Source organism: Caballeronia sp. EK (genome assembly GCF_014384845.1).
Classification (GTDB): domain Bacteria; phylum Pseudomonadota; class Gammaproteobacteria; order Burkholderiales; family Burkholderiaceae; genus Caballeronia; species Caballeronia jiangsuensis.
In genome coordinates, this window is sequence record NZ_JACSUE010000009.1 from 243800 (window position 1) to 266927 (window position 23128).

Here is a 23128-nt window from a genome sequence, read left to right on the forward strand (position 1 = left end):
CGATACCCAGGGCGCAGCGCCAGCGAACGGCGAAACATCCGCACCGAAAGCGGCGCCATCGAAGGCGATGATCCGCCGCATCGTGTTCTCGTCGTCAATCGGCAATGCACTGGAGTGGTTCGACTTTCTCGTCTACGGCTATTTCGCGACAGTCATCGCGAAGGCGTTCTTTCCGTCGAACGATGAATGGCTGTCGACCATGCTGGCTATCGGCACGTTCGGCATCTCGTTCCTGATGCGGCCGCTGGGCGCGATCGTGCTCGGCGTCTACGGCGATCGCAAGGGACGCAAGGCCGCGCTCACGCTTGCCATTCTGCTGATGATGGTCGGCACATTCACGATGGCCGTGATGCCTTCGTATCAACACATCGGTATCGCGGCGCCGCTGCTGATCCTGCTCGCGCGACTTGTGCAAGGCTTCGCGGTCGGCGGCGAGTTCGGCAGCGCGACCGCGTTCATGGTCGAGCATAGCGAAGCGCGGCGCGGCTATTACGCGAGCTGGCAGTTCGCGAGCCAGGGGCTCGCCGCGATCATGGCTGCGGCGTTCGGCTCGGTTCTGAGCGCCTGGCTGCCGCAGCCGCAACTCGAAAGCTGGGGCTGGCGCATTCCTTTCGTCTTCGGACTGCTCGTCGGGCCGGTCGGCTACTACATCCGCTCGCACCTGGACGAAACGCCGGAGTTTCTCGCGACGCGTTCCGAAAGGAAGGACAACGCCCCGGGCGTCTCGTTCTCGAACCAATGGCTGAACCTGCTGCTCGCCGTGGGCATCGTGGCGCAATCGACAGTCGGCGTGTATGTGTTGCAGCTCTATATGCCGATGTACGCGGTCAAGCAGCTGCATCTTCCGGCGACGGCATCGTTCGCCGTCGTGGTGCTCAATGGCGGACTTCAGTTCATTTTTTCGCCGTTGATGGGCGCGCTCTCCGATCGGCTCGGGCGCATCCGCATCATGCTCGCCACGTCGATCTTCATGGGCGTAACGATTTATCCGATGTTTGCGTGGCTGCAGGCGCATCCGACGATTGCATCGCTCGTCATGCTGCAATCGGTAGCGGGCATTCTGAAGGCCGCGTATTCCGGTCCAATGCCCGCGCTCATGTCCGAGATCTTCCCGACGCGGGTGCGCTCGACCGGCCTGTCGATCGGCTATGCGCTCGGTGTCACGCTATTTGGAGGATTCGCGCCGACAATCGTCGAAGCGTTCATCCACGTCACCGGCGACAAGCTCGCGCCAAGCTACTACGTGTTGCTGGCCGCTGTATTGTCGGGCGTGTCGCTGGCGATCGTCGCCTGGCGCATGCGCGTGGCGCGTCGATCTCAGGCGTAATCGAAGCAAATGCCGTGGCCTAGTCGGCACGTTTCATGCTATAGCGCATCCACACTTACTCGTCAGACGTTGTAAGAATTCGGCACGCGAGGAACCGGCGCGCCGCGCGTGAGTCTGTCCCCAAGTCTGCAAACTCATTGCAGGGCGGCTAAGATGGAAAAACTAGCCGCTGACACTTGAAGTTGAGGACGCCAGGACTGAATCGTTCACGGCGTCGCCTGAACCTCGGCCGGCTCTTGTCGGCCGATGGCGCGTTCAGTCCAGCCTGGGAGCGCGATATATGCATACAGACAGTACACACGTGATGCCTTGGCGCATCGAAGATATCGATCTCTCGCGGATCGATCGTCAGAAGGCTGCATCCAACGAGCATCTTCTCTTGTTGTTGTGCGCCTGCTCGTTCATCGAGAGCGGCACCGATCTTTATACGAGCAATCTCAGCAAGTATTTTCACGACGATCCCGAGATCTCGGCGTGGCTGAACGATGAATGGGAGCCCGAAGAGATGCAACACGGAAGGGCGCTCAAGACATACATCCACCACGTGTGGCCGGAGTTCGACTGGGACACCGCGTTCAGGAATTTCTTCGACGAATACTCGCTCACCTGTTCCTACGAGGAGTTCGAGAAGAAGCGAGCGCTCGAAATGGTGGCGCGTTGCGTCGTCGAGACGGGAACCGCCACGCTTTATCGCGCAATCAACGATTGTTCGGACGAGCCGGTGCTGAAGGAAATCACCGACAACATCCGTACCGACGAAGTGCGGCACTACAAGCACTTTTTTCACTTCTTCAAGAAGTGGAACAAGATCGAAGGCAATGGCCGCCTCGCCGTGCTCGGCGCGCTCGTGCGACGCGTGATGGAGTTGAAGAGCGAGGATTCGGAAATCGCGCTGCGGCACGTGTTCGCCGTTCGTTATCCTGAGCGTGCGCAGGATGCCGAGTACAACCGCGAACTTTCCGCGCGCGTGAATGCGCTCGTGCGGCGCAATCTGTCCGCGGATCAGGCCATCAAGATGCTGCTCAAGCCGCTCGATTTGCCCGCGCGCATTCAGCCCGGCGTGCACTATCCGCTCTCGAAGATGACGCAGTTGTTCTTCCGCTAACCTTGCTCGACGATGCCGGTTCAAAGCCGGCATCTTTCCATGTCCGATTCCAACGCACCGCAGCCGTCGCTCTCTTCACATACCGTTTTCGACGAGTGGCCGCCCGAGTTGCGTGCGCTCTTCGACGGTACGCTCACCGGCGTCGATACCGGTTTCACCGCGTCGCTATGCACCGCCGATCGCGCCCATCGCGTGCGAACCGCGCTGCTCGGCGCCGGCGAACTGCTTGCGCCCGATGCGCGCACGCTTGCCTTCGCGCTATGGCCGTCGTCGCGGACGGCGCAAGCCATTACCGCGACCGGACGGGCCACTCTCGCCTTCGTATTCGACGAGGCGTTTTATCAGGTGCATCTGGATACACGCCGCGTTCCGCTCGACGACGTGCCGCTGGCGTGCTTCGTCGGCACGATCGAGAGTGGTGAAGTTCAGCGGGTGGGATATGCGCGACTCACGAACGGAATCGTCTTCGAACTGACTGATGCGCAATCGGCGCTCGCGCGCTGGCGCGAGCAACTCGAATGGCTGAAGCGGGCGGCGAGCGCCGCCGCCTGAAACATCGCTTTAACGACTGCGATCGCCCGATCGCAACGCATCGCGTCGGCCGCTGAGCAGCGCGCCGGGATTGCCCGACGGCTTGCGCGAATTCGCGGCATGACCGGTCTGCACCGGTTCCTGACGTCGCGGAGCCGGGCCCGCGTTTGCGCCCGGCTTGCTTTGCTTACTTTGATTGCGCGCTTCGCGTGAAGGCTGAGCGCTGCCATTGTTTGCCTTCGCCGGCCGCGCGCCGCGGGCCTCTCCGGTCGGACGGCCGCCTTCGCGGCGCGGCTCGCCACTGCGTCGCGCTTCACCGTTCGGACGTGCCTCGCCGTTACGCGGATTCTGACGCCCCTGACCCTGACCTTGTCCCTGGCCGCGGCCCTGACTACGGCGCTGGATCGGCTCCGGCTTCGCGGTCGGATCGGGTTCGAAGCCGGGGATCACCTCGCTCGGAATCGGCCGCTTGATGAGGCGCTCGATGTCCTTCAGCAACTGATGCTCGTCCACGCACACCAGCGATACCGCTTCGCCTTCCGCGCCTGCGCGACCCGTGCGGCCGATGCGATGCACGTAGTCTTCCGGCACGTTCGGCAGATCGAAGTTGACGACATGCGGCAGTTGATCGATGTCGATGCCGCGCGCCGCGATATCGGTCGCGACCAGCACCTGCAGCGTCTGATCCTTGAATTCGGCGAGCGCGCGCGTGCGTGCCGACTGGCTCTTGTTGCCGTGAATCGCAAGCGCGCTGATGCCGTCGCGCGTCAATTGCTCGGCAAGGCGGTTCGCGCCGTGCTTCGTGCGCGTGAAGACGAGCACCTGAAACCAGTTGTTGCCGCGAATCAGATGCGTGAGCAGTTCGCGCTTGCGATCGCGATCGACCGGATAAATCTTCTGCTCGACCTTTTCGGCCGTCGTATTGCGCCGCGCGACTTCGATGAGCGCGGGCGAATCGAGCAGGCTGTCGGCGAGCGCCTTGATCTCGTCGGAGAACGTGGCCGAGAACAGCAGATTCTGACGCTTCGCTGGCAGACGCGCGAGCACGCGCTTGATGTCGTGGATGAAGCCCATGTCGAGCATGCGATCGGCTTCGTCGAGTACGAGAATTTCGAGTTGCGAAACGTCGATCGTCTTTTGCTGCATGTGATCGAGCAGACGTCCCGGCGTCGCGACGACGATATCGACCCCACGGCGCAGCGCGTCGATCTGCGGATTGATGCCGACGCCGCCGAACATCACAGTGGACTTGAGCTTCAGGTACTTGCCGTACGCGCGGACGCTTTCCTCGACCTGCGCGGCGAGTTCGCGCGTCGGCGTGAGGATCAGCGCGCGCACCGGGCGTTTCGCGCCGCCCGAGGCGGGCGCGAGTTGCGACAGGCGTTGCAGGATCGGCAGCGTGAAGCCGGCGGTCTTGCCCGTGCCGGTTTGCGCGCCCGCGAGCAGGTCGCCGCCTTTCAGAACGGCGGGAATCGCCTGGAGCTGGATGGGAGTGGGACTGGAATAGCCGAGTTCGTTGACGGCGCGAAGCAGAGGTTCCGACAGACCGAGTGAATCAAAAGACATAAATTGGATACTTATTCGTTGTGTCGAGCGACGCGCATGCGAATCAGGCTGCGGCGAATCATGGTTCGGCCGGCAGAGCGCATGTGCATCGCTCGAAGAAAAATCGGGCGGCGGGCCATGGGCGATCAGCGATCGCCGGACGTTGCCGCGAGGTTCGACGTGCTATCAAGACACATCATCTGGCGCTAAGTTGCATCGATGGACACTTCGACGCGGCGGCGCCCGTTTCAGCCGATGCTCACGCGACGTAGCGCGCGACGCTCACAAACTGACACAGGCTGCCTGCGAGCACGAACAGATGCCAGATTCCGTGTCCGTGCCGAATGCGCTCGTCGTTGATGAAAAACCAGATGCCCGCGGTGTACACGACCCCGCCCGCCACCAGCCACGCGGTTCCCGCGGGCGGCAGCGCCGTCACGAGCGGATGAATGGCTACGAGCGCGAGCCATCCCATCAGCACGTACAGCACCATCGATACGCTGCGGGTTCGGCGCCCGAGCGTCAGTTCCTGCGTGATGCCGAGCACCGCAAGTCCCCAGCTCACGCCGAAGAGGGACCAGCCCCAGGGACCACGCAAGGTCACTAGTGTATACGGCGTGTAGCTGCCGGCTATCAACAAGTAGATGGCCGAGTGATCGCACTTTTGCAGTATCGCTTTCATGCGCGGCGTGCGCACGCAGTGATACAGCGTCGAGATGATGTAGAGCGCGCAGAGCATCGCGCCATACACCGCGAAACTGACGACCTTGTAGGCGTCGCCGTCCAGTGCGCCCATTGTCACGAGCGTTGCCAGACCCGCCACCGACAGCAGCGCGCCGATCAGATGGCTGATGCTGTTGAAACGCTCGCCTGCGTGCATGAATTGGATCCGCCAAAAGACAAGGGGCGCGGCCCCAACTACGAAGGCTGCGCCCCAAATGCGTATTGTACGCTCTATTGGCGAATGGCCGCCGCGGACCTCAGTCGAGCGGTGCCGAACGCAGGTTGCTCACCTGCTGCGGCGACACCGGCGTGCCGTGGTTGCCCCACGACATACGGATGTACGTCACGACCGCGGCCACTTCCGTATCCGACAGCGACTGCGCGAAAGGCGGCATGCCGTGCGGCATCGGATTGCCTTCCGTGCTCGGCGGATAACCGCCGTTCAGCGTCATGCGGATCGGGTTGACGGCCGACGGCATCTGGATCGACTGGTTGTTGGCGAGCGGCGGATACGCCGGCGGCTTGCCAAGACCGGTTTCCTGATGGCACTTCGCGCAGTTCTCGGTGTAGACCTTCTTGCCCAGCGTGAGCAACTCGCCGCCGAACTTCTCGGACGTCTCGAGCTGCATGACTTCCGGCGCTTCCTTCTTCTGCGGGATCGACTTGAGATAGGTCGAGATCGCGTTGACGTCCGCGTCGGTCATGTACTGCAGGCTGTTGTGGACCACTTCGGCCATCGGGCCGAACACCGCGCCGCGTTGCGACACGCCGGTCTTCAGCAGATCGTTGATGTCCTTCAGGTCCCAGTCGCCGAGGCCCGCTTCCTTGTTCGACGTGAGCGACGGCGCATACCAGTTCTGCAGCGGGATCAGGCCGCCGGCGAAGGCCGCCGAGCTGACCGGGCCGCCCATCGCGTTGATCGACGTGTGGCACATCGCGCAATGGCCGAGGCCTTCGACCAGATACGCGCCGCGGTTCCATTCGACCGATTTGGTCGGATCCGGCTTGTACTCGCCTTCGCTGAAGAAGAGGGTGCGCCAGCCGATCAGCAGGTTGCGGTTATTGAACGGGAAGCGCAGTTCATGCGGACGGCTCGGCTCGGAAACGGGCGTCACGGAACGCAGGTACGCATAGATCGCGTCGGAATCGGCGCGCGTGACCTTCGTGTAGCTCGTGAACGGGAAGCCGGGATAGAGCAGGCTGCCGTCCTTCGAACGGCCCGTGTGCATCGCGCGATAGAAGTCGTCGGAGGTCCACTTGCCGATGCCGTATTGGTCGTCAGGCGTGATGTTCGGCGTGAACATCGTGCCGAACGGCGTGGCCATCGGCAGGCCGCCCGCGAATTGCTTGCCGCCGCGCACCGTGTGGCACGCGATACAGTCGCCGGCGCGCGCGAGGTATTCACCTTGCTTGATGAGCGCGGCCTTGTCGGCCGGCGTCGCCGCGATGGCGCCGCCCGAATGCAGATTGTCGCCGCCCGACCAGAGAACGGCGGCGGCTGCGACGGCTGCCACCACGACAGCCGAGGAAAGTGCGAACAGGGACTTGCGTTTCATTATGTTGTCGCTCCAGACGCCTTATTGCAGTTCGCTGCCGCACTTGAGCGGCATCTTCAACGAGCCAGCAGGCGCGGGCACCGGGTTGGCGGGTGCGGTTTGCGTGGACAGCCATGCGGCGACGGCGGTCACGTCGTCATCCGTCAGGCGCGAGGCGATTTGCTGCATGCAATCGGGCGCCTTCGCGTGACGCGTGCCCGACTTCCATGCGCCGACTTGCGCGCTGATGTAGTCCGAATGCAGGCCGACGAGACCCGGAATGGCCGGCTGCATGCCGGTCAGGCCCTTGCCGTGGCAAGCCGCGCACGCGGGAATGTTTTTCGATGCATCGCCGTTCAGCACGATCTGCTGGCCGCGCGCGAGCGTCGTCGAGGAGACGTTCGTCTTGGCGGGCGGCGGATACGGCGGACGCTGATTCGAGAAGTACGTCGCGATCTGATGAAGGTAATCGTCCGAGAGATACGTGACGAGGTAGTTCATCGGCGGGTACTTGCGCCGGCCTTCGCGGAAATTCTGGAGCTGGTTGTACAGATAGTCGGCAGGCTTGCCGGCAAGACGCGGGAAGTAGTCGTTGTCCGTGCCTTCACCATGAACGCCGTGGCACGCCGTACAGCCTTGCACGCGCGCGGCCATCGTGTCCGGTGCGATCGGCTGGTTCTGCGCCTGCGCGGCGGAGCTGAAAACGCCAGCGCTGCCTACCAGAGCCGAGGCAAAAGCCATAGCGAGCAGCGGACGAAAAATGCGTCTTGAAAACACGCGACACTCCATGAAATTCGGGGACCTGCCGAGCTTCGTGCGGCTCGGTGCGAAGGTGGCGAACCACGGCCACGCAGGGGGCGGTGGGTGGCGGACCACGGCCACAGCGGCTCGACGAGCCTCTGATGCGACGCGGAATTCTATCATCGATGCATGATGATGACTATTTGACACAATCTCGCTCTAAGTCCCGCTGCAGCGCATTCGCGACAATATGCCGCGCGGCTCTTGACCGCCCGCGACGAACTTAATAGGCACGAATCGTCCATTGCGTTTCGACAAATATTCGACTCGACGCGGGAGCCGCCTGATCGATGTGCTTCATGCAGTTTCGGAAGCCCCCGGCAAAAATTCAAGGCGTTTCGACGACGTTCGATGCTGTGCTGCACCGTGGACGTTCGTTTAGACTCCGCAGACTTCCTTCGATGAGCTTCCTTTCGGCGATGCCCGCTCGCACCGCGACCGCTTCCGCATGATGAACGACGATCCTCTCTGGCTTGCTCAGACGGCCTTCGCGGCGCTCGCCGATCTCGCCTTTGCCTGCGCGCTCGGCGCATTGCTGCTGAATGGCTGGCTGTCGCGCGAACAGGCGTTCGCAGCCGTGTCGCCTGCGCGGCATGGCTGGCGGCGTGCCGCGCGCGGCGGTCCGATCGCCGCGATCGTGCTGATTTTGTGCAGCTTCGTCTCGCTATGGCTGCAATCGGCGGCGATGAGCGGCGCGCCGATTCCGCAAGCGGGCGCGTCGTTGTGGCTCGTCGCGACGGGCACGCACGCGGGCATCGGCTGGTCGGTCGCGCTCGTGGGCAGCGTGCTTTTGTTGCTCGCGGCGAGCGGCGCTTCGCTATCGATGGCGCGGATCGGAACGGCAGTGCTTGCAGCGCTGATCGTCGCGGCGGGCAAGTCGGCGATCGGTCACGCCGCCGATGCAGGCGCGTTTTCTCTCGCGGAAGGCGTGCAAACGCTGCATCTGCTCGCGACGGCGGCGTGGGGCGGCATCGTCATCGCGGGTGCGTTCGTGTTGCCGGCGCTCGATACGTCGGTGGCGCGCGCGGTCCTGATTCGCACGGTCGCACGTATGTCGAAAGCGGCGTCGATCGCGGTCGCGCTCGTCGTCCTGACGGGCGTGTTCAACGGGTGGCGCGGCGTCGGCGGTTCGCTCGCGGCGCTCACCGCAAGCGTCTGGGGTCACGTGTTGATCGTCAAACTCGCGCTGGTCGCAGCGGCGCTCGCGTTCGGCGCGCTGAATCGATGGTCGGCGTTGCCGCGTCTGCAACGCTCGGCATCGACGATGGACGCCCACACGGTCATCAACGTGATGCGCATCGAAGCCGTGATGATGGCCGGGGTTTTCGTGGCAGCGGCCGTGCTGTCGCACAGCGTGCCGGGATCGGCGCTCGCGGGCTGAAAGCGCGCGCGCTTATTCGTAGCCGAGTTTGTGAGAGACGATCGGCGCGCAAAAGAGCGCCACCGCGCAGCCGATGATCTTGCCTTGCAGCTCGACCAACGCCGTATGCGAGTCCGCGAAGAAGATCACTTCGAGCAACTGCGGCAGGCAGAACACGATCGCCGCGCCGATGAACCAGCGCGTCACCGCCGCGATGCGCCAGTTATGCTGCGCCCCGATTCCCGCCGCCACCACACGCGCCACGCCCAGCGCGACGAGTGAGCCCACGGCCAGTTGGGCTCTGACGTATTCATCGGGAAGGACGTGCCACATGATCGTTCTCGCTCTTTTTAGTGACTATTGGCAAGGGTACGCGCAGGAAGCTTGGCAGTATGTACGAAAAAACGCAGATCGTGGGCGCGCGGCATCGCTCAGAACGTATGCTCGGGGCCCGGGAAGGTGCCGTCCTTCACGGCGCGCACATACGCTTCGACCGCCGCGAAAATGCTCGACTGGCCTTGCATGAAATCCTTGACGAAGCGCGGCCGCTTGCCGTGGAAGATGCCGAGCATGTCGTGCAGCACGAGCACTTGTCCCGAGCAGTCGATACCCGCACCGATACCGATGGTCGGAATCGCGAGCGCCTCTGTGACGTCGCGCGCGAGCAGCGTAGGCACCGCTTCGATCACGATCAGTTGCGCGCCCGCGTCCTGCAGCGCGATGGCGTCGCGCTTCATCTGCTCGGCGGCCGCTTCGGACTTGCCCTGCACCTTGAAGCCGCCGAACGCGTGCACCGATTGCGGCGTGAGCCCGACGTGCCCGCACACCGGAATCGACCGCTCGACCAGAAAGCGCACGGTGTCCGCGAGCCACTCGCCGCCTTCGATCTTCACCATCTGCGCGCCCGCGCGCATAAGTTGCACGGCGTTCGCGTAGGCATCTTCCTTCGAGCCGATCGTGCCGAACGGCATGTCCGCGACGATGAGCGCGCTCCGGTTGCCGCGCGCGACCGATGCCGTGTGATACGCGATGTCGGCGAGCGTGACGGGCAGCGTCGTGCTGTGCCCTTGCAGTACATTGCCGAGCGAATCGCCGATCAACATGACGTCGACGCCCGCGCGTTCGAGCAGCGCGCCGAAGCTCGCGTCGTAGCACGTGAGCATCGCGATGCGTTCGCCGGTCTCGCGCATGGTTTGGAGCTTGGGTACGGTGATCGTCGAGCGATTCGTTTCCTGCAGATACGTCATGATCGTTTCACTATAGAGTCGCTAAAGAGGGTGGCTGCGCGACGCGCTCAGACCGATACGCCTTTGACAAAGAATTCCTTGCGTCCGCGCATCGATTCGATGCGCTCGACGAGAAGCGCGAGATCGTCATCCGATGCAAGCGGGTTCAGATGCTCCGCGTTCACCGTGAGCAACGGCGTCGCGTCATAGTGATAGAAGAAGTCGTTATACGCATCGCAGAGCGCGCGCAGATACGAATCGGAGATTTGCAGCTCCATCGGCAACGCGCGTTTCTGGATGCGCGAGAAGAGCACTTCCGGGCTCGCCTGCAGATAGACGACGAGATCGGGCGCGGGCCCGCTCGAATGTATGCGCGAGGCAACATCCCTGTATAGCTGAAACTCGTCGTCGGGCAACGTGAGACGCGCGAAGAGCTCGCTCTTCTGCGTGAGAAAGTCGGTCATCAGCGCGGCGCCGCTCGTCACGATATCGGCGGCTTCCTGTGTCTGCGATGCGCGCTGCAACGCGAAGCTCAACTGCGTGGCGAGCGCGTGACGCGTGGTGTCGCGATAGAAGCGTTCGAGAAACGGATTGTCCTGCGGGCGCTCGAAGAGCGTGCGCATCGACCAGCGTTCGGCGAGCAGCGTAGCGAGCGTCGTCTTGCCGACGCCGATCGGCCCTTCGATCGCGATATAACGATGCGGCGGCCGCAGTTGCGGCGCGGTCACGGTGAGTGGCGGAACGCTCATCGGCAGTCTGTCTTGTCGTTGGAAGGGGTGGCGGCTGCATCGGTGTCACGCGGATTCGCACCGACGATGCACTGGCACGTCGCGACTTTTTCGATGCGCTGATCGGTGACGCCCGCGATGAACGCATCGGCGCGGCCGCGCTGGGGAAGAATGAGATCCGGCTCGAGCTCGACGAGCGGTACGAGCACGAAAGCGCGCTCGGTCATGCGCGGATGCGGCACGACGAGATCCGCTTCGTCGATGCTCGATGCGCCGTACAGCAAGATGTCCAGATCGAGCGTGCGCGGCGCATTGCGATACGGACGCTCGCGCCCGAACTGCTCCTCGATGTGATGACACAGACGCAGAAGCGATCGCGCGGCGAGGCTCGTCTCGAGCTTGACGACGCAATTGAAGTAGTCGTCGCCCGATGCATCGACCGGCGCGGTGCGATAGACGCTCGATTTCGCGAGCACGGTGATCGTGTGCTGCTGGGCGAGACACACGACTGCGTCTTTCAGGGTCTGGCGCGCATCGCCGAGATTCGCCCCCAGGCCCAGATAAGCAATCGTCATGGCAGAAGTCCTACGCGTGGGTCACAGCGAAAAGCGGGAAAGCAGGATCGCTCTTCGCTACTGTAACCAAAACCGGCGTTACTCGTTGTCGGCGCCTTCGTGCTTGTTGGCCGCACTCGGGATCGCGTCGCCATCGTTTCCTTGTGCGGCCTGATCATCGGGCGCACCCGGCTCGCCCGGGCGACGTTTCGCGTTGCTGCGACGACGCCGCTTCTTCGGGCCGCTGCTGCGCTCCTTGCCGCCTTGCGACAGCAGCGTTTCGCGCTCGGCATGATCGGCGTCGATGAAGTCGCTCCACCACTGGCCGATGGCCGCATCGAGCTCGCCCGATTCGCATCGCAGTAGCAGGAAATCATACCCCGCTCTGAATCTTTGGTGTTCCAGCAGCTTGAGCGCGCTGCGGCCGCGCTTTTCCAGCCGATGCTGAAGACTCCAGATCTCGCGCATGTCCGACGAGTAGCGCTTGTGAATCGCGAGTTTCTCGGTCTGCATGTCGAGGACATCGTCCATCGCGCGATGCAATGCGGGCACCGGATATTCGCCGTTCGCGGTGTATTGCTGCCAGCGCGTCTGCACGTCGTGCCACAGGAGCGTGGCGAAGAGAAAGCCCGGCGAAACGGGCTTGCCCGCGCGCACGCGCTCGTCGGTGCTCGTGAGCGCGAGCGTGACGAACTTCTCGCCGTGCGGCTGTTCGAGCACGACATCGAGCAGCGGCAGCACGCCGTGATGCAGGCCTTCCTGACGCAGACGCGTGAGACATGCGAGCGCATGACCGGAGAGCAGCAGCTTCAGCATTTCGTCGAAGAGACGCGCGGCCGGCACGTTGTTCATCAGATCGGCGAGATCCTTGATCGGCGCGCGCGTGGCTTCGTCGATCTCGAAGCCGAGCTTCGCCGCGAAACGCACGACGCGTAGCATGCGCACCGGATCTTCGCGATAACGCGTGGCCGGATCGCCGATCATGCGCAACAGGCGCGCGCGGATGTCGGCCATGCCGTCGTGATAGTCCAGCACGGTCTGCGTGGCCGGATCGTAGTACATCGCGTTGATGGTGAAGTCGCGGCGCGTGGCGTCTTCGTGCTGCTCGCCCCAGACGTTGTCGCGCAACACGCGGCCGCTCGCATCGACGGCATGCGTGCGGCCATCGAGCTCGCCGCGCCTGAGCCGTCGCGGCGGTTCCGAAGCCGGTTCGGGCGGGACGTCCATCAATGCGCGAAACGTCGATGTCTCGATGATCTCCTGGCCGAACTGCACATGCACGATCTGAAAACGCCGCCCGATGATGCGCGCGCGGCGAAAGAGCTTCTGCACCTGATCGGGCGTGGCATCGGTGGCGACGTCGAAGTCTTTCGGCGCGACGCCGAGCAGCAGATCGCGCACCGCGCCGCCGACGATGAACGCGCGATGTCCCGCGTGCTGCAGGCCATCGGTCACGCGGACCGCGTTCTTCGAGATCAGCGACGGATCGATGCCGTGAATGTCCGACGACAGGATGACCGGCACGTTCGGGTCGCGCTTCACGGGCGCGGCGGCCTTCTTGCGCGTGCTCTTGCGAGCGGGCTTGGCGTCGGGCGAATCAGCCGGGATGTCGTTTGCTGCGCTTTCGTTGGAGTCGGCGCTATCTTGCCCGAACAGCTTGCGGATAAGTTTTTTAATCACGTGTGTCGAACAGGTTCAGGATGCGCCAGCCTTTGGCTTGCGCATGCGCGCGCAGGGTGTCGTCGGGATTGGTCGCGACAGGATCGGTGACGCGTTCCAGCAGCGGGATGTCGTTGTGCGAATCGCTGTAGAAATAGCTGTGCTTGAAATCGGAAAGCTTCTTGCCGATGGATTCGAGCCATTGCTCGACCCGCACGATCTTGCCTTCGCGATAACTCGGCGTGCCGGTGGGCCGGCCGGTGAGCGCGCCGTGCGGATGGTCGTCCACGGTTTCCACTTCGCATGCGATCAACGTTTCGATGCCGAAGGCTTCCGCGATCGGCGCGGTGATGAACGCGTTGGTCGCCGTGACGAGGCAGCAGAGATCGCCGTTGTCCTGATGCTCGCGCACCAGCGTGACGGCGGCCGGCACGATGCGCGGATTGATCACCTCGCGCATGAACTGCGCGTGCCAGTCGGTGAGTTGCTCGCGCGAGTACTTGGCGAGCGGTGCGAGCATCGCGTGCAGATATGCGTTGATGTCGAGCACGCCCGCCTTGTAATCGGCGTAGAAGGCATCGTTCTGACGCGCGAAGGATTCCGCTTCGACGATGCCCAGTTTCACCATGAAGCGGCCCCATTCGTGGTCGCTGTCGGTGGGGATGAGCGTGTGGTCGAGATCAAAGAGGGCGAGGTTCATGGGTGCGCATTTTACTTGAAGCGGGTCGGGGCGTTGTCCGGCGCGGCCGGGCCGGAATCGGGGGCGGCCGGATCGCCGGGTGCGCGTTCTTGCGCGGACACCGGAACGAGCGGCGCGGCGCGGCCGGTTTGCTGGAGCATCGTGCGCAGGAGCGGACGCGTCACCGCGCGCTTTTGCTCAAGAGAGAAGCGGTCGAGTTCGTCGAGCAGGGCCATGAGGCTCGGCATGTCGCGCCGGAAATGCGTGAGCAGATAGCCGGGCACGTCCTCGGCAAGCACGATGCCGCGTTCGCGCGCCGCGTGCTTCAGCACGGAGACCTTTGCTTCGTCGGAAAGCGGCTGCAGATGGAACACGAGACCCCAGCCGAGCCGCGTGCGCAGGTCTTCGCGCACGGTGAGCGCGAGCGGCGCGTCGTTGCCGGTCGCGACGAGCGCGCTCGTCGGATGCGCGCGCACTTCGTTGAAGAGATTGAAGAGCGCGATCTGCTGCGCGGCCGACAGGCGGTCGCAATCGTCGACGGCATAGAGCGTGACTTGCGGATCGAAACCGAATGCGTTGAGCGCGCTTTGCGGGCCCAGATAGCGCGCGAGGCCGTTCGCTTCGTAGGTCAGCGCCTGCAGCAGGTGGCTGCGGCCGCTGCCCGGCTCGCCCCACACGTAGAACGTGCGGTCGGCGACCGGTCCAGCCGCGAGTGCGCCTTCGAGCTCACGCAGCCGCGCGATCAGTTCGTGATTGCCGGCGGCGAAAAAATTGTCGAAGGTAGCGGGCGGCGGCGTGCCCAGATCGAGCGTCAGTTGGCGTTGCACGGGAGATCGGTGTCGTCGGGCCTTGAGTCGGGCATGTCTTAAAAACGGCCGGATGAGCTGCGGGTATACGCGCAAAGCCGCAGCGGAGCGCCCTGTGCGCCAATGGTTCGGGCGCCTTGGAGACCGCGTCCGATCTCGAAAAGAGCGCCTTCGCGATTTCTGGCGAACGCGGGAAAATCCAGTCTGCCGACCGTCGTCGGGTCATCATCGGGTAAAATCGCATTTTACCGACCTTCTCGCTTCCTCCCCATGAATCAACCGAAATCCGCTGCGGACGCCCAGGGTTTGTCGTATCGCGACGCGGGCGTGGACATCGACGCGGGCGACGCGCTCGTCGACCGGATCAAGCCGTTTGCCAAGAAAACATTGCGTGACGGCGTGCTGGGCGGCATCGGCGGATTCGGCGCGCTCTTCGAAGTGCCGAAGAAGTACAAGGAGCCGGTGCTCGTGTCGGGCACGGACGGCGTCGGCACGAAGCTGCGCCTCGCGTTCACGCTGAACCGGCATGACACCGTCGGCCAGGATCTCGTCGCGATGAGCGTGAACGACATCCTCGTGCAGGGCGCCGAGCCGCTCTTCTTCCTTGATTACTTCGCGTGCGGCAAGCTCGACGTCGACACCGCTGCGGACGTCGTGAAGGGCATCGCCACCGGTTGCGAGCTGGCGGGCTGCGCGCTGATCGGCGGCGAGACGGCGGAAATGCCGGGCATGTATCCCGATGGCGAATACGACCTCGCGGGCTTCGCGGTCGGCGCGGTGGAAAAGAGCAAGATCATCGACGGCAGCACGATCAAGCCGGGCGACGTCGTGCTCGGGCTGGCTTCGAGCGGGATTCATTCGAACGGTTATTCGCTGGTGCGCAAGATCATCGAGCGCGCGAATCCCGATCTGAACGCCGACTTCGACGGCCGCTCGCTCGCCGACGCGCTGATGGCGCCCACGCGCATCTACGTGAAGCCGCTGCTTTCGGCGATGCAAAGCGTGACCGTGAAGGGCATGGCGCATATCACGGGCGGCGGTCTGGTCGAGAACATTCCGCGCGTGTTGCGTGACGGGCTCACGGCGGAGCTGGATCATCGCGCGTGGCCGTTGCCGCCGCTGTTCGCGTGGCTGCAGAAGCACGGCGGCGTCGCGGACGCGGAGATGCATCGCGTGTTCAATTGCGGTATCGGCATGGCTGTGATCGTCGCGGCGGAAGATGCGCAGGCGGCGACCGGTTTGCTTTCCGCCGCGGGTGAGCAGGTGTGGCAGATCGGCGTCGTGCGCGAGAGCAAGGAAGGGGAGGCGCAGACGGTGGTGGTGTGATATCGCCGGCTTGCGCTGACAAAAAACCCTCGCTATGTGCGAGGGTTTTTTGCTTTTGAAGCCTACGTTCGCGATATCCGCTCCACCGCCTCCACCGCCCGTTCCGTCGCATCCTCCGCGCAGCAATCCACGACGACACGCTCCGGCATCGCCCTCAACCACGTCAACTGACGCTTGCACAACTGCCGCGTCGCGAAGATGCCCTTGTCGCGCATCTCGTCGTAGCCGGTCGCGCCGTCGAGGTATTCCCACGCTTGCCGATAACCGACGCAGCGCATCGACGGCATCGACAGATCGAGATCGCCGCGCGCGCGCAGCCGTCTCACTTCGTCGATGAAACCTCGCGCGAGCATCGCATCGAAGCGCGCGGCGATACGCGCATGCAGCACCGCGCGATCGGACGGCTCCAGTGCGATCGGCACGAAGCGATACGGCGCATCCACATGCTGGGTGCGTGGTGCGGCGAGGAGCGTGGACATCGGCTGTCCGGTCAGCATGAAGATTTCGAGCGCGCGCTGAATGCGCTGCGAGTCGTTCGGCGCGAGCCGCGCGGCCGTTTGCGGATCGACGGTTGCGAGCCGCGCGTGCAGCGCGGGCCAGCCGTCGCGTGCGGCATCGGCGTCGAGCGTGGCGCGCACGTCGGCATCGGCGGTGGGAAGATCGTTGAGACCTTGCGTCAGCGCCTTGTAGTACAGCATCGTGCCGCCGACCAGTAACGGCACATTCCCCCGCGCGACGATCTCGCCGACGAGCCGCAAGGCATCCGCGCGAAACTGCGCGGCGGAATAAGTCTCGGCGGGATCGATGATGTCGATCAGATGATGCGGCGCCGCCGCGCGCTCCACCGCGTCGGGCTTCGCCGTGCCGATATCCATCTCGCGATAGACGAGCGCCGAATCCACACTGACGATCTCGACCGGATGCCGCGCCGCGAAAGCGAGCGCCGCCGCCGTTTTTCCCGATGCAGTCGGCCCGAGCAGACAGGCCACACGCAAAGCGGTATCGCTCATTGTCCGCGCATGAAAAGACGGTCGAGATCGGCGAGCGTGAGCTGAAACCACGTCGGCCGGCCGTGATTGCACTGATCGGCGCGCTCGGTCGCTTCCATCTGGCGCAGGAGCGCGTTCATCTCGTCGAGCGTGAGCCGGCGATTCGCGCGCACCGCGTTGTGGCACGCGAGCGTGCCCAGCAATTCGTGTTGACGCTCGGTGAGCACGCGCGATCCGCCATAGGCCTGCAGGTCGGCGAGCACGGCGCGCGCGAGCGATTGCAGATCGGCGTCCTTCAGCAACGCGGGCACCGCGCGGATCGCGATCGACGTCGGCGACAGCACCGCGAGATCGAAGCCGAGCGCATCGAGCGTGTCGCGCTCTTCCTCGACGATGCCGATCTCGACCGGTTCCGCCGTCATCGACACGGGAATCAGGAGCGGCTGCACCGCGATCGCGCGATCGGCGAGCGCGTGCTTGAACTGCTCATAGAGAATGCGCTCGTGCGCCGCGTGCATATCGACGATCACGAGACCGCGCGCGTTTTGCGCCAGCACGTAGATGCCGTGAATCTGGCCGACGGCGAATCCGAGCGGCTGTTCGCCGGCGTGATCGAGCGCGCTGTCGTTTGCGATGACCGGCGCCGATGGCCGCTCGTCCACGCCCGGATAAGGCGTGTCGATGGCAGTCGTCGCGTTCGGCGTGCCCGCGCCGATGTCCTTGCGCCCAAAGAGCGCGTCATACAGCGCGAGCGGCTGCGCGACCGGCAACGTGCCCTGCGTCATGCGCGACTGGCGCATCCAGTTCGTGCCGTTCTCGCTTTTCAGATTGAGCGTGTCCGGCGCGCCCGCGAATGGCTTCGCGCTGAACGACGCTGGGCCGGTCGGCTGCAACTGCGCCGCGTGGCCGCCGGAAGTGGTCTCCGGCGAAGCGCCCGCGTGCCGCGCAAGTGCGCGTTGCACGGCGTGAAAGACGTACTGGTGAATCGAGCGCGAATCGCGAAAGCGCACTTCGATCTTCGACGGATGCACGTTCACATCGACGGATTCGGGCGGCAGATCGAGGAACAGCACGTACGCCGGATAGCGATTGCCGTGCAACACGTCCTCATACGCGGCGCGCACCGCATGCGTGAGCAGCTTGTCGCGCACGAAGCGGCCGTTCACGAAGAAATACTGCTGGTCGGCGCGGCCGCGGCTCGCGGTCGGCAGGCCCGCGCAGCCGTAGACGGCGAGCGGCCCGGCGCGCTCGTCGAGCGGCAGATGCGCGGTTTCGAACACCTCGCCGAGAATCTTCGCGACGCGCGTGTGCGGATCGCTCGCGTTCCAGTGCTCGACGGCCTTGCCGTTATGCATCACCGAAATCGCGACGTCGGGCCGCGCGAGCGCCGTGCGGCGGATCACGTCGAGACAATGCCCGAGCTCGGTCTGCTCGCTCTTCAGGAACTTGCGGCGCGCGGGCGTGTTGAAGTACAGCTCGCGCACTTCCATCGTCGTGCCGACGGTGCCGGCAGCCGGCGAGATCGCGCCCGTCTGCGCGTCGATGCGCGTGGCGTGCGGGCAGCTATCGGTGCGGCTCGTGATGAACAGTTCGGCAACCGATGCGATCGATGCGATCGCTTCCCCGCGAAACCCCAGCGTCGCGACGGCTTCCAGTTCGGCGAGCGAGCGGATCTTGCTCGTCGCGTGGCGCATCAGCGCGAGCGGAAGCTCGTTCGGCGGAATGCCGCTGCCGTCGTCGGTGATCATGATGCGTTTCACGCCGCCTTCGTCGAGCGTGATGCGCAATGTCGTCGCGCCCGCGTCGAGCGCGTTTTCCAGCAATTCCTTGACGACCGACGCCGGCCGTTCCACCACCTCGCCCGCGGCGATCTGGCTGATGAGCTGGTCGGGCAGCGGGGCGATGGCACGCGAACGGCGCGCGCCGTCGGCGGTCAAATCGCCAGCGGAAGTTTCGTTGAGCTCGGACATGGCGAAATTATAACGATTCGCATCGTTTCGGCCGTTTCGTCCATTTCGTCCCGGACTGGCCGTCCATGCCCGCCAACGCACCGCACGATCACGCCGCGCTACGGTTTTTTAACCGGCCCGACGTACCGGTTCGGTATCATGGCGCGACTCCCGCTTTCGATGCCGATGCGCCGCTTTTTCGGCGCCGGCTCAACTTTTTGAGGAAAGATTTTTGGATACGTTGCTGCAATTCCTGGGACTCATCCTTCACATCGACAAGTCGCTTGGTGTCTTTATCCAGAATTACGGCGCTTGGGTCTACGCGGTGCTGTTTCTGATCGTGTTCTGCGAAACCGGGCTCGTTGTGTTTCCGTTCCTGCCGGGCGATTCGCTGCTGTTCATTGGCGGAGCGTTCGCGGCGTCGCACGAGATGGATCTGGTCGCGCTGATCGTGCTGCTGCTCATCGCGGCGGTGACGGGCAACACGGTGAATTACTGGATCGGCCGCGCCATCGGGCCGAAAGTCTTCGACACGAACATTCCCGTGCTGGAGCGTTTCCTCGACCGGGCCGCGCTGCAGAAGACGCATAACTTCTATGAGAAGCACGGCGGCAAGACGATCGTGATTGCGCGTTTCGTGCCGGTCGTGCGGACCTTTGCGCCATTCGTCGCGGGCGTTTCGTCGATGAGTCACGCGCGCTTTCAGTTTTTCAATATTTTGGGCGCGCTGATCTGGGTGCTGCTGCTGGTGCTGCTCGGCTATTTCTTCGGCAACATTCCGTTCATCAAGCAGTATCTGAACGTGATCGTGCTGGTGGGGATTGGTGCAGCCGTCGTGCCGGTCGCGATCGGCGCGCTCTGGAAGATGAGCCGCCGCAATTCCAAGGCTTGAGCTTGAGGGAGTTCCGCGAGACCGGCGAATGCCGGCCTCGCGGGCGCTGCGCAGCCGCGTCAGGCGCGGCGGAACAGGCGGATGATGAAAAGCAGCACCACCGCGCCGACCACGCCCGTGATCAGCGTACCGAGGATGCCGCCGCCGAACGAGAGGCCGAGCTTGTCGAAGATCCATCCGCCGATCACGCCGCCGACGATGCCGACGAGAATATCCACGATCACGCCGAAGCCCGTGCCGTTCATGATGAGACCGGCGAGCCAGCCAGCGACGCCGCCGATGATCAGACTAAGGATGATTCCGTGTTGCATGATTTGCATGAGTTGAGACTCCTGTCGAATTGATGGTTGCGGGATGCAGTCGAAACCCGCATCCGGGCGCGGGCAATGTAGCGGAAATGTCCGTGACAGTGGCCCGTCAAATGTCAAGGATTGTCAATCTGGGCGAGCGTCGATGAACCGGACGACCGGCGACGCATGAACGCGGCCATTTACGTCAAAAATTTAGAATGCCAAAGCGTTTGGTTGGCCATTTTGCTGGGTGTGTCGTTTAGGTCACTGTGGCGAATTTGCTTCTGTAATGTTTTATGCTGGCGGGATCGTGTTTCTACGGTATTTGAGAGGTGTGGGTGGTGAGCGGATGCGCGCGATGTCCGGACTGTGGATCGCGCTTGCATTCATGGCGCTGGCGTCCGGCTGTGGCATTCTCCGATGCGGCGGAACAGCGGTGTACGGGGTGGCGATAAGCGTCTGCGCGTAACGAAAACGCCGCGCCGACGAGCGCAACCGGCAAGTTGAAATAGTTCAAGACGACAAGCATGAGAAAGCTGGTGGTGATGCACAAGGAAGGTTTCGTAGCCGATTCGCGCGGGGCGATCGCGGGCCTGGCGCTCGTGGCGGGGATGGCAGCGGGATTGGCGGGCTGCACGTCGACGCCGCGCACGCCCGCGCCGATCAGCGAAAATTCGGCGCTGAGCGCGCCGCCGGTCGTGCAGGGCACGTCGCCCGGCGTGACGCCCGCACCGGTCGTGCCGCTCGGGCCCACGGTTGCCGCGCCGGTCGAGCCGGGCTTCTATCGCGTGAAACCGGGCGACACGCTCTATGGCATTTCCCGCAACTTCAAGCAGAAGCCCGCCGATCTCGCCAAGTGGAACACGCTGCCGGAAAGCAGGCAGGTGAACGTCGGGCAGGTGTTGCGTGTCGCGCCGCCGGGCGCATCGACGATGGCTTCGGCGACCACGGGCGCATCGGCGGCCACGTCGAAGACGGCGCAGCCGCCGCTTTTGCCGACTCCGGAGAAATCGACACCGGAGAAATCGGCGGCGCAGAAGTCCGCTGCCGAAAAGCCCGCTGCGGCGAACGAAGAGCGTCCATCCGCCGTCACCGCGACCGCGCCGAAGGGCACCTTTGTGTGGCCCGTCCACGGCGACGTCGTGCGCAAGTTCGGCGCGAGCGGCAACAAGGGCATCGATATCGAGGGCAAGGTCGGACAGCCGGTCAAGGCGGCGGCGTCGGGCAAGGTGGTGTACGCGGGCAGCGGCTTGCGTTCCTATGGGCGCATGATCATCGTCAAGCATGGCAACGACTATCTGACCGCCTACGCGTACAACGAGAAACTGCTCGTGAAGGAAGGCGACACCGTGAAGCAGGGCGCCACCATCGCGGACATGGGCACGGGACCGAGCGGCACGCCGTCGTTGCATTTCGAAGTGAGAAAGTCGGGTGCGGCCGTCGATCCGATGCCGCTGCTCGGCGCGGCGGGTGGCTGATCCGGCGCGGCAGGAAGGGGATAGAAGGTGAAGAAGATCGTAATCGCCGCGCTGGCCGCGGCTTCGTTGACATCGCTTCTTTCGGGATGCGATCAGCAGCAGAGCGAGGAAGGGTTGAACAAGCTCAAGGCATTTTTCAATGCAGTGAAGCCGGATAACCTGCTGCTCAAGAACCTGCAGCCCGGCGTCACGACCGAGGCGCAGATCCGCGATCAGATGGGCGAGCCTGAAACCGAGCGCGCCTTCACCGACGGCAGCAAGCGCCTGGAATATCCGCGCGGTCCGGCGGGAACCAGCACCTATATGGTCGATATCGATTCGGACGGCCTCTTCGTCTCCGTGACGCAGGTGCTGACCGCGGAGAACTTCGCGAAGGTGCGGCCCGGCATGACGATGGACGAAGTGCGAAGACTGCTCGGCAAGCCGACCGAGATCGCGGAATATCGCCTGAAGAAGGAGCGCGTCTGGAGCTGGCACTGGCTCGAAGACGGCGTGAATCAGGACGCGATGTTCAACGCGCACTTCGGTCCTGACGGCATCGTCGTGACGACCTCGCGATCCGAAGCGATCCGCGGCGGCCAGCGCTGACACCAAGCACGAGAACGATGAGCGATTACGTCATCTGCAACACGCGCCTTCGTCTGATGGACGAGGCGTCGCGTTATCGCGATCAGATGCTGCGCGATTCCGGCGAAAAAGCGCTCACTCGCTGGGAGTGCGACCGTGGGCATCGCTGGGACAGGACGGTCGGCGTCGCGCAGAACGTGCGCTGCATGAATTGCACGGCCGAGCGGCTCGAACGGGAGACGAAGCGCCTGCGCGAAGTGGCGCAGGTGCGCGGCGGCGCGTTGCTCTCGCGCCGCTATGTCGATGCCGCGACGCCATTGCGCTGGACATGCGCATACGGTCACGTGTGGGACGCGCTCCCCGACAAGGCGTCGCGTCACTGGTGCGTCGAATGCGCCGAAAGCCTTTTCGCGGACTTCCGCTGAGCGCTTCTCAGACGCCGTTCAGCGCCGCCACCAGTTCATCCGTCGTCAGCAGTGCGTGCGCATAAGTGCGCGCGTTGATCTCATGCGCGGCATGCAGCGCTTCGTCGGAGAAGGCGGCGGTCGCGTCGCGCACGAGCGTCACGTGATAGCCGAGCTCGGCGGCGAAACGTCCTGTCGCTTCGATGCACGTGTTCGCGACCAGCCCGATCAGAATCACGTGCGACACGCCGCGCTGCTTCAGCAGGAAATCGAGGTCGGTGTTGGCGAAGCCGCTGCTCATCCAGTGTTCCTTGACGATCGTGTCGCCCGGATGCGGCGCGAAGTCGGGAAACCATTCGCCGCCCCATGTGCCTTTGCCGAAGATGAGCGACTTCGCCGCCGTCTGCAGATACGGCGTCGGATGCGTCCACGTATCGATGTCGCCCGGCTCGAAACGGCGATGCGGCACGATGAACACGGGCAGCCCGAGCGCGCGCACCGCCGACGTCACGCGCTTCAGGTTTTCATGCAGATGCGCCGCATTGCGCGTCTGCGCGACGCGTGGCCAGAGCTTGCCGCCATCGGCGAGAAAGTCGTTATAGGGGTCTACGAACAGCAGAGCCGTGCGGTCCTTCGGATAGGCGCTCATCGTCT

General features: G+C 64.0%; 24 protein-coding genes. 9 read left to right on the forward strand and 15 right to left on the reverse strand.

What is annotated here, in order from left to right:
* The first annotated feature begins 67 nt into the window (after positions 1-67).
* From IAG25_RS27020 to IAG25_RS27030, 3 genes are all read left to right on the forward strand, one after another.
* Entirely contained in the window at positions 68-1327 is a 1260-nt protein-coding gene (locus IAG25_RS27020) for an MFS transporter (RefSeq protein WP_375336542.1), read from the forward strand.
* Positions 1328-1607: 280 nt separating this feature from the next.
* A complete protein-coding gene (locus IAG25_RS27025; protein ID WP_187607556.1) occupies positions 1608-2432 on the forward strand; it encodes a ferritin-like domain-containing protein in 825 nt (274 codons plus the stop codon).
* Between the two features lie 39 nt (positions 2433-2471).
* Positions 2472-2984, forward strand: coding sequence for a hypothetical protein (locus IAG25_RS27030; protein ID WP_187607557.1), 513 nt, complete (start codon positions 2472-2474; stop codon positions 2982-2984).
* 9 nt (positions 2985-2993) lie between these two features.
* Here the strand turns inward: IAG25_RS27030 and IAG25_RS27035 are convergent, their stop codons facing one another.
* The 4 genes from IAG25_RS27035 to IAG25_RS27050 form a co-directional block, all read right to left on the reverse strand.
* Positions 2994-4529, reverse strand: coding sequence for a DEAD/DEAH box helicase (locus IAG25_RS27035; protein ID WP_187607558.1), 1536 nt, complete (start codon positions 4527-4529; stop codon positions 2994-2996).
* A 238-nt stretch (positions 4530-4767) separates the two neighbouring features.
* A complete protein-coding gene (gene trhA / locus IAG25_RS27040) occupies positions 4768-5388 on the reverse strand; it encodes a PAQR family membrane homeostasis protein TrhA (protein WP_187607559.1) in 621 nt (206 codons plus the stop codon).
* Positions 5389-5488: 100 nt separating this feature from the next.
* Positions 5489-6787, reverse strand: a complete 1299-nt coding sequence (locus IAG25_RS27045; RefSeq protein ID WP_035497788.1) for a c-type cytochrome — start codon at positions 6785-6787, stop codon at positions 5489-5491.
* 21 nt (positions 6788-6808) lie between these two features.
* Positions 6809-7555 (reverse strand): c-type cytochrome, encoded by a 747-nt coding sequence (locus IAG25_RS27050; RefSeq protein ID WP_035497789.1) that lies wholly within the window; start codon positions 7553-7555, stop codon positions 6809-6811.
* 463 nt (positions 7556-8018) lie between these two features.
* Here IAG25_RS27050 and IAG25_RS27055 point away from each other — a divergent pair, with 463 nt between their 5' ends.
* Positions 8019-8948, forward strand: coding sequence for a CopD family protein (locus IAG25_RS27055; protein ID WP_187607624.1), 930 nt, complete (start codon positions 8019-8021; stop codon positions 8946-8948).
* A 12-nt stretch (positions 8949-8960) separates the two neighbouring features.
* On the opposite strand, the gene IAG25_RS27060 is transcribed toward IAG25_RS27055, so the two are convergent.
* From IAG25_RS27060 to hda, 7 genes are all read right to left on the reverse strand, one after another.
* Positions 8961-9260 carry a hypothetical protein gene (locus tag IAG25_RS27060; protein WP_187607560.1) on the reverse strand — a complete coding sequence of 100 codons (300 nt, stop codon included), beginning with the start codon at positions 9258-9260 and terminating at the stop codon, positions 8961-8963.
* 98 nt (positions 9261-9358) lie between these two features.
* Positions 9359-10174 (reverse strand): 3-methyl-2-oxobutanoate hydroxymethyltransferase, encoded by an 816-nt coding sequence (gene panB, locus IAG25_RS27065; protein ID WP_035497791.1) that lies wholly within the window; start codon positions 10172-10174, stop codon positions 9359-9361.
* Between the two features lie 47 nt (positions 10175-10221).
* Positions 10222-10902 carry a deoxynucleoside kinase gene (locus tag IAG25_RS27070; protein WP_035497792.1) on the reverse strand — a complete coding sequence of 227 codons (681 nt, stop codon included), beginning with the start codon at positions 10900-10902 and terminating at the stop codon, positions 10222-10224.
* Positions 10899-11456 carry a 2-amino-4-hydroxy-6-hydroxymethyldihydropteridine diphosphokinase gene (gene folK / locus IAG25_RS27075; protein WP_187607561.1) on the reverse strand — a complete coding sequence of 186 codons (558 nt, stop codon included), beginning with the start codon at positions 11454-11456 and terminating at the stop codon, positions 10899-10901. Before folK ends, IAG25_RS27070 begins: the two co-directional genes overlap by 4 nt.
* Before the next feature lie 78 nt (positions 11457-11534).
* Positions 11535-13115 carry a polynucleotide adenylyltransferase PcnB gene (pcnB, locus tag IAG25_RS27080; protein WP_035497794.1) on the reverse strand — a complete coding sequence of 527 codons (1581 nt, stop codon included), beginning with the start codon at positions 13113-13115 and terminating at the stop codon, positions 11535-11537.
* Complete coding sequence (locus IAG25_RS27085; RefSeq protein ID WP_187607562.1) at positions 13108-13794, reverse strand: HAD family hydrolase; 687 nt, start codon at positions 13792-13794, stop codon at positions 13108-13110. Before IAG25_RS27085 ends, pcnB begins: the two co-directional genes overlap by 8 nt.
* A gap of 11 nt (positions 13795-13805) precedes the next feature.
* On the reverse strand, positions 13806-14600 hold the full coding sequence (hda, locus tag IAG25_RS27090) for a DnaA regulatory inactivator Hda (protein ID WP_187607563.1): 795 nt from the start codon (positions 14598-14600) through the stop codon (positions 13806-13808).
* A 249-nt stretch (positions 14601-14849) separates the two neighbouring features.
* Here hda and purM point away from each other — a divergent pair, with 249 nt between their 5' ends.
* Entirely contained in the window at positions 14850-15905 is a 1056-nt protein-coding gene (gene purM, locus IAG25_RS27095; RefSeq protein ID WP_187607564.1) for a phosphoribosylformylglycinamidine cyclo-ligase, read from the forward strand.
* Between the two features lie 62 nt (positions 15906-15967).
* Here purM and miaA read toward each other — a convergent pair whose 3' ends face one another.
* The gene (miaA, locus tag IAG25_RS27100; RefSeq protein WP_187607565.1) at positions 15968-16915 is read right to left on the reverse strand and encodes a tRNA (adenosine(37)-N6)-dimethylallyltransferase MiaA; all 948 of its coding nucleotides are present in this window, start codon (positions 16913-16915) and stop codon (positions 15968-15970) included.
* Entirely contained in the window at positions 16912-18864 is a 1953-nt protein-coding gene (gene mutL / locus IAG25_RS27105) for a DNA mismatch repair endonuclease MutL (protein ID WP_187607566.1), read from the reverse strand. The genes miaA and mutL overlap by 4 nt, the downstream gene beginning before the upstream one ends.
* A 211-nt stretch (positions 18865-19075) precedes the next feature.
* Here mutL and IAG25_RS27110 point away from each other — a divergent pair, with 211 nt between their 5' ends.
* Positions 19076-19735 (forward strand): DedA family protein, encoded by a 660-nt coding sequence (locus IAG25_RS27110; protein WP_187607567.1) that lies wholly within the window; start codon positions 19076-19078, stop codon positions 19733-19735.
* 59 nt (positions 19736-19794) lie between these two features.
* Here IAG25_RS27110 and IAG25_RS27115 read toward each other — a convergent pair whose 3' ends face one another.
* Positions 19795-20046, reverse strand: a complete 252-nt coding sequence (locus IAG25_RS27115) for a GlsB/YeaQ/YmgE family stress response membrane protein (protein WP_187607625.1) — start codon at positions 20044-20046, stop codon at positions 19795-19797.
* Between the two features lie 506 nt (positions 20047-20552).
* On the opposite strand from IAG25_RS27115, the gene IAG25_RS27120 reads away from it, so the two are divergent.
* From IAG25_RS27120 to IAG25_RS27130, 3 genes are read left to right on the forward strand one after another with little or no spacing between them, the layout of a single operon-like run.
* Complete coding sequence (locus IAG25_RS27120; RefSeq protein WP_187607568.1) at positions 20553-21503, forward strand: peptidoglycan DD-metalloendopeptidase family protein; 951 nt, start codon at positions 20553-20555, stop codon at positions 21501-21503.
* Positions 21504-21530: 27 nt separating this feature from the next.
* Positions 21531-22091, forward strand: a complete 561-nt coding sequence (gene bamE / locus IAG25_RS27125) for an outer membrane protein assembly factor BamE domain-containing protein (protein WP_187607569.1) — start codon at positions 21531-21533, stop codon at positions 22089-22091.
* A 17-nt stretch (positions 22092-22108) separates the two neighbouring features.
* On the forward strand, positions 22109-22495 hold the full coding sequence (locus tag IAG25_RS27130) for a hypothetical protein (protein ID WP_187607570.1): 387 nt from the start codon (positions 22109-22111) through the stop codon (positions 22493-22495).
* A gap of 7 nt (positions 22496-22502) precedes the next feature.
* Here the strand turns inward: IAG25_RS27130 and IAG25_RS27135 are convergent, their stop codons facing one another.
* Positions 22503-23123, reverse strand: coding sequence for an isochorismatase family cysteine hydrolase (locus IAG25_RS27135; RefSeq protein ID WP_187607571.1), 621 nt, complete (start codon positions 23121-23123; stop codon positions 22503-22505).
* Positions 23124-23128: the final 5 nt, after the last annotated feature.

Bases quoted from the DNA above. Each gene is read 5' to 3' on its own strand.
- IAG25_RS27020 (WP_375336542.1), top strand. From the start codon at position 68: ATGATCCGCCGCATCGTGTTCTCGTCGTCAATCGGCAATGCACTGGAG.
- IAG25_RS27025 (WP_187607556.1), top strand. From the start codon at position 1,608: ATGCATACAGACAGTACACACGTGATGCCTTGGCGCATCGAAGATATC.
- IAG25_RS27030 (WP_187607557.1), top strand. From the start codon at position 2,472: ATGTCCGATTCCAACGCACCGCAGCCGTCGCTCTCTTCACATACCGTT.
- IAG25_RS27035 (WP_187607558.1), bottom strand. From the start codon at position 4,529: ATGTCTTTTGATTCACTCGGTCTGTCGGAACCTCTGCTTCGCGCCGTC.
- trhA (WP_187607559.1), bottom strand. From the start codon at position 5,388: ATGCACGCAGGCGAGCGTTTCAACAGCATCAGCCATCTGATCGGCGCG.
- IAG25_RS27045 (WP_035497788.1), bottom strand. From the start codon at position 6,787: ATGAAACGCAAGTCCCTGTTCGCACTTTCCTCGGCTGTCGTGGTGGCA.
- IAG25_RS27050 (WP_035497789.1), bottom strand. From the start codon at position 7,555: ATGGAGTGTCGCGTGTTTTCAAGACGCATTTTTCGTCCGCTGCTCGCT.
- IAG25_RS27055 (WP_187607624.1), top strand. From the start codon at position 8,019: ATGAACGACGATCCTCTCTGGCTTGCTCAGACGGCCTTCGCGGCGCTC.
- IAG25_RS27060 (WP_187607560.1), bottom strand. From the start codon at position 9,260: ATGTGGCACGTCCTTCCCGATGAATACGTCAGAGCCCAACTGGCCGTG.
- panB (WP_035497791.1), bottom strand. From the start codon at position 10,174: ATGACGTATCTGCAGGAAACGAATCGCTCGACGATCACCGTACCCAAG.
- IAG25_RS27070 (WP_035497792.1), bottom strand. From the start codon at position 10,902: ATGAGCGTTCCGCCACTCACCGTGACCGCGCCGCAACTGCGGCCGCCG.
- folK (WP_187607561.1), bottom strand. From the start codon at position 11,456: ATGACGATTGCTTATCTGGGCCTGGGGGCGAATCTCGGCGATGCGCGC.
- IAG25_RS27085 (WP_187607562.1), bottom strand. From the start codon at position 13,794: ATGAACCTCGCCCTCTTTGATCTCGACCACACGCTCATCCCCACCGAC.
- purM (WP_187607564.1), top strand. From the start codon at position 14,850: ATGAATCAACCGAAATCCGCTGCGGACGCCCAGGGTTTGTCGTATCGC.
- miaA (WP_187607565.1), bottom strand. From the start codon at position 16,915: ATGAGCGATACCGCTTTGCGTGTGGCCTGTCTGCTCGGGCCGACTGCA.
- mutL (WP_187607566.1), bottom strand. From the start codon at position 18,864: ATGTCCGAGCTCAACGAAACTTCCGCTGGCGATTTGACCGCCGACGGC.
- IAG25_RS27115 (WP_187607625.1), bottom strand. From the start codon at position 20,046: ATGCAACACGGAATCATCCTTAGTCTGATCATCGGCGGCGTCGCTGGC.
- IAG25_RS27120 (WP_187607568.1), top strand. From the start codon at position 20,553: ATGAGAAAGCTGGTGGTGATGCACAAGGAAGGTTTCGTAGCCGATTCG.
- IAG25_RS27130 (WP_187607570.1), top strand. From the start codon at position 22,109: ATGAGCGATTACGTCATCTGCAACACGCGCCTTCGTCTGATGGACGAG.
- IAG25_RS27135 (WP_187607571.1), bottom strand. From the start codon at position 23,123: ATGAGCGCCTATCCGAAGGACCGCACGGCTCTGCTGTTCGTAGACCCC.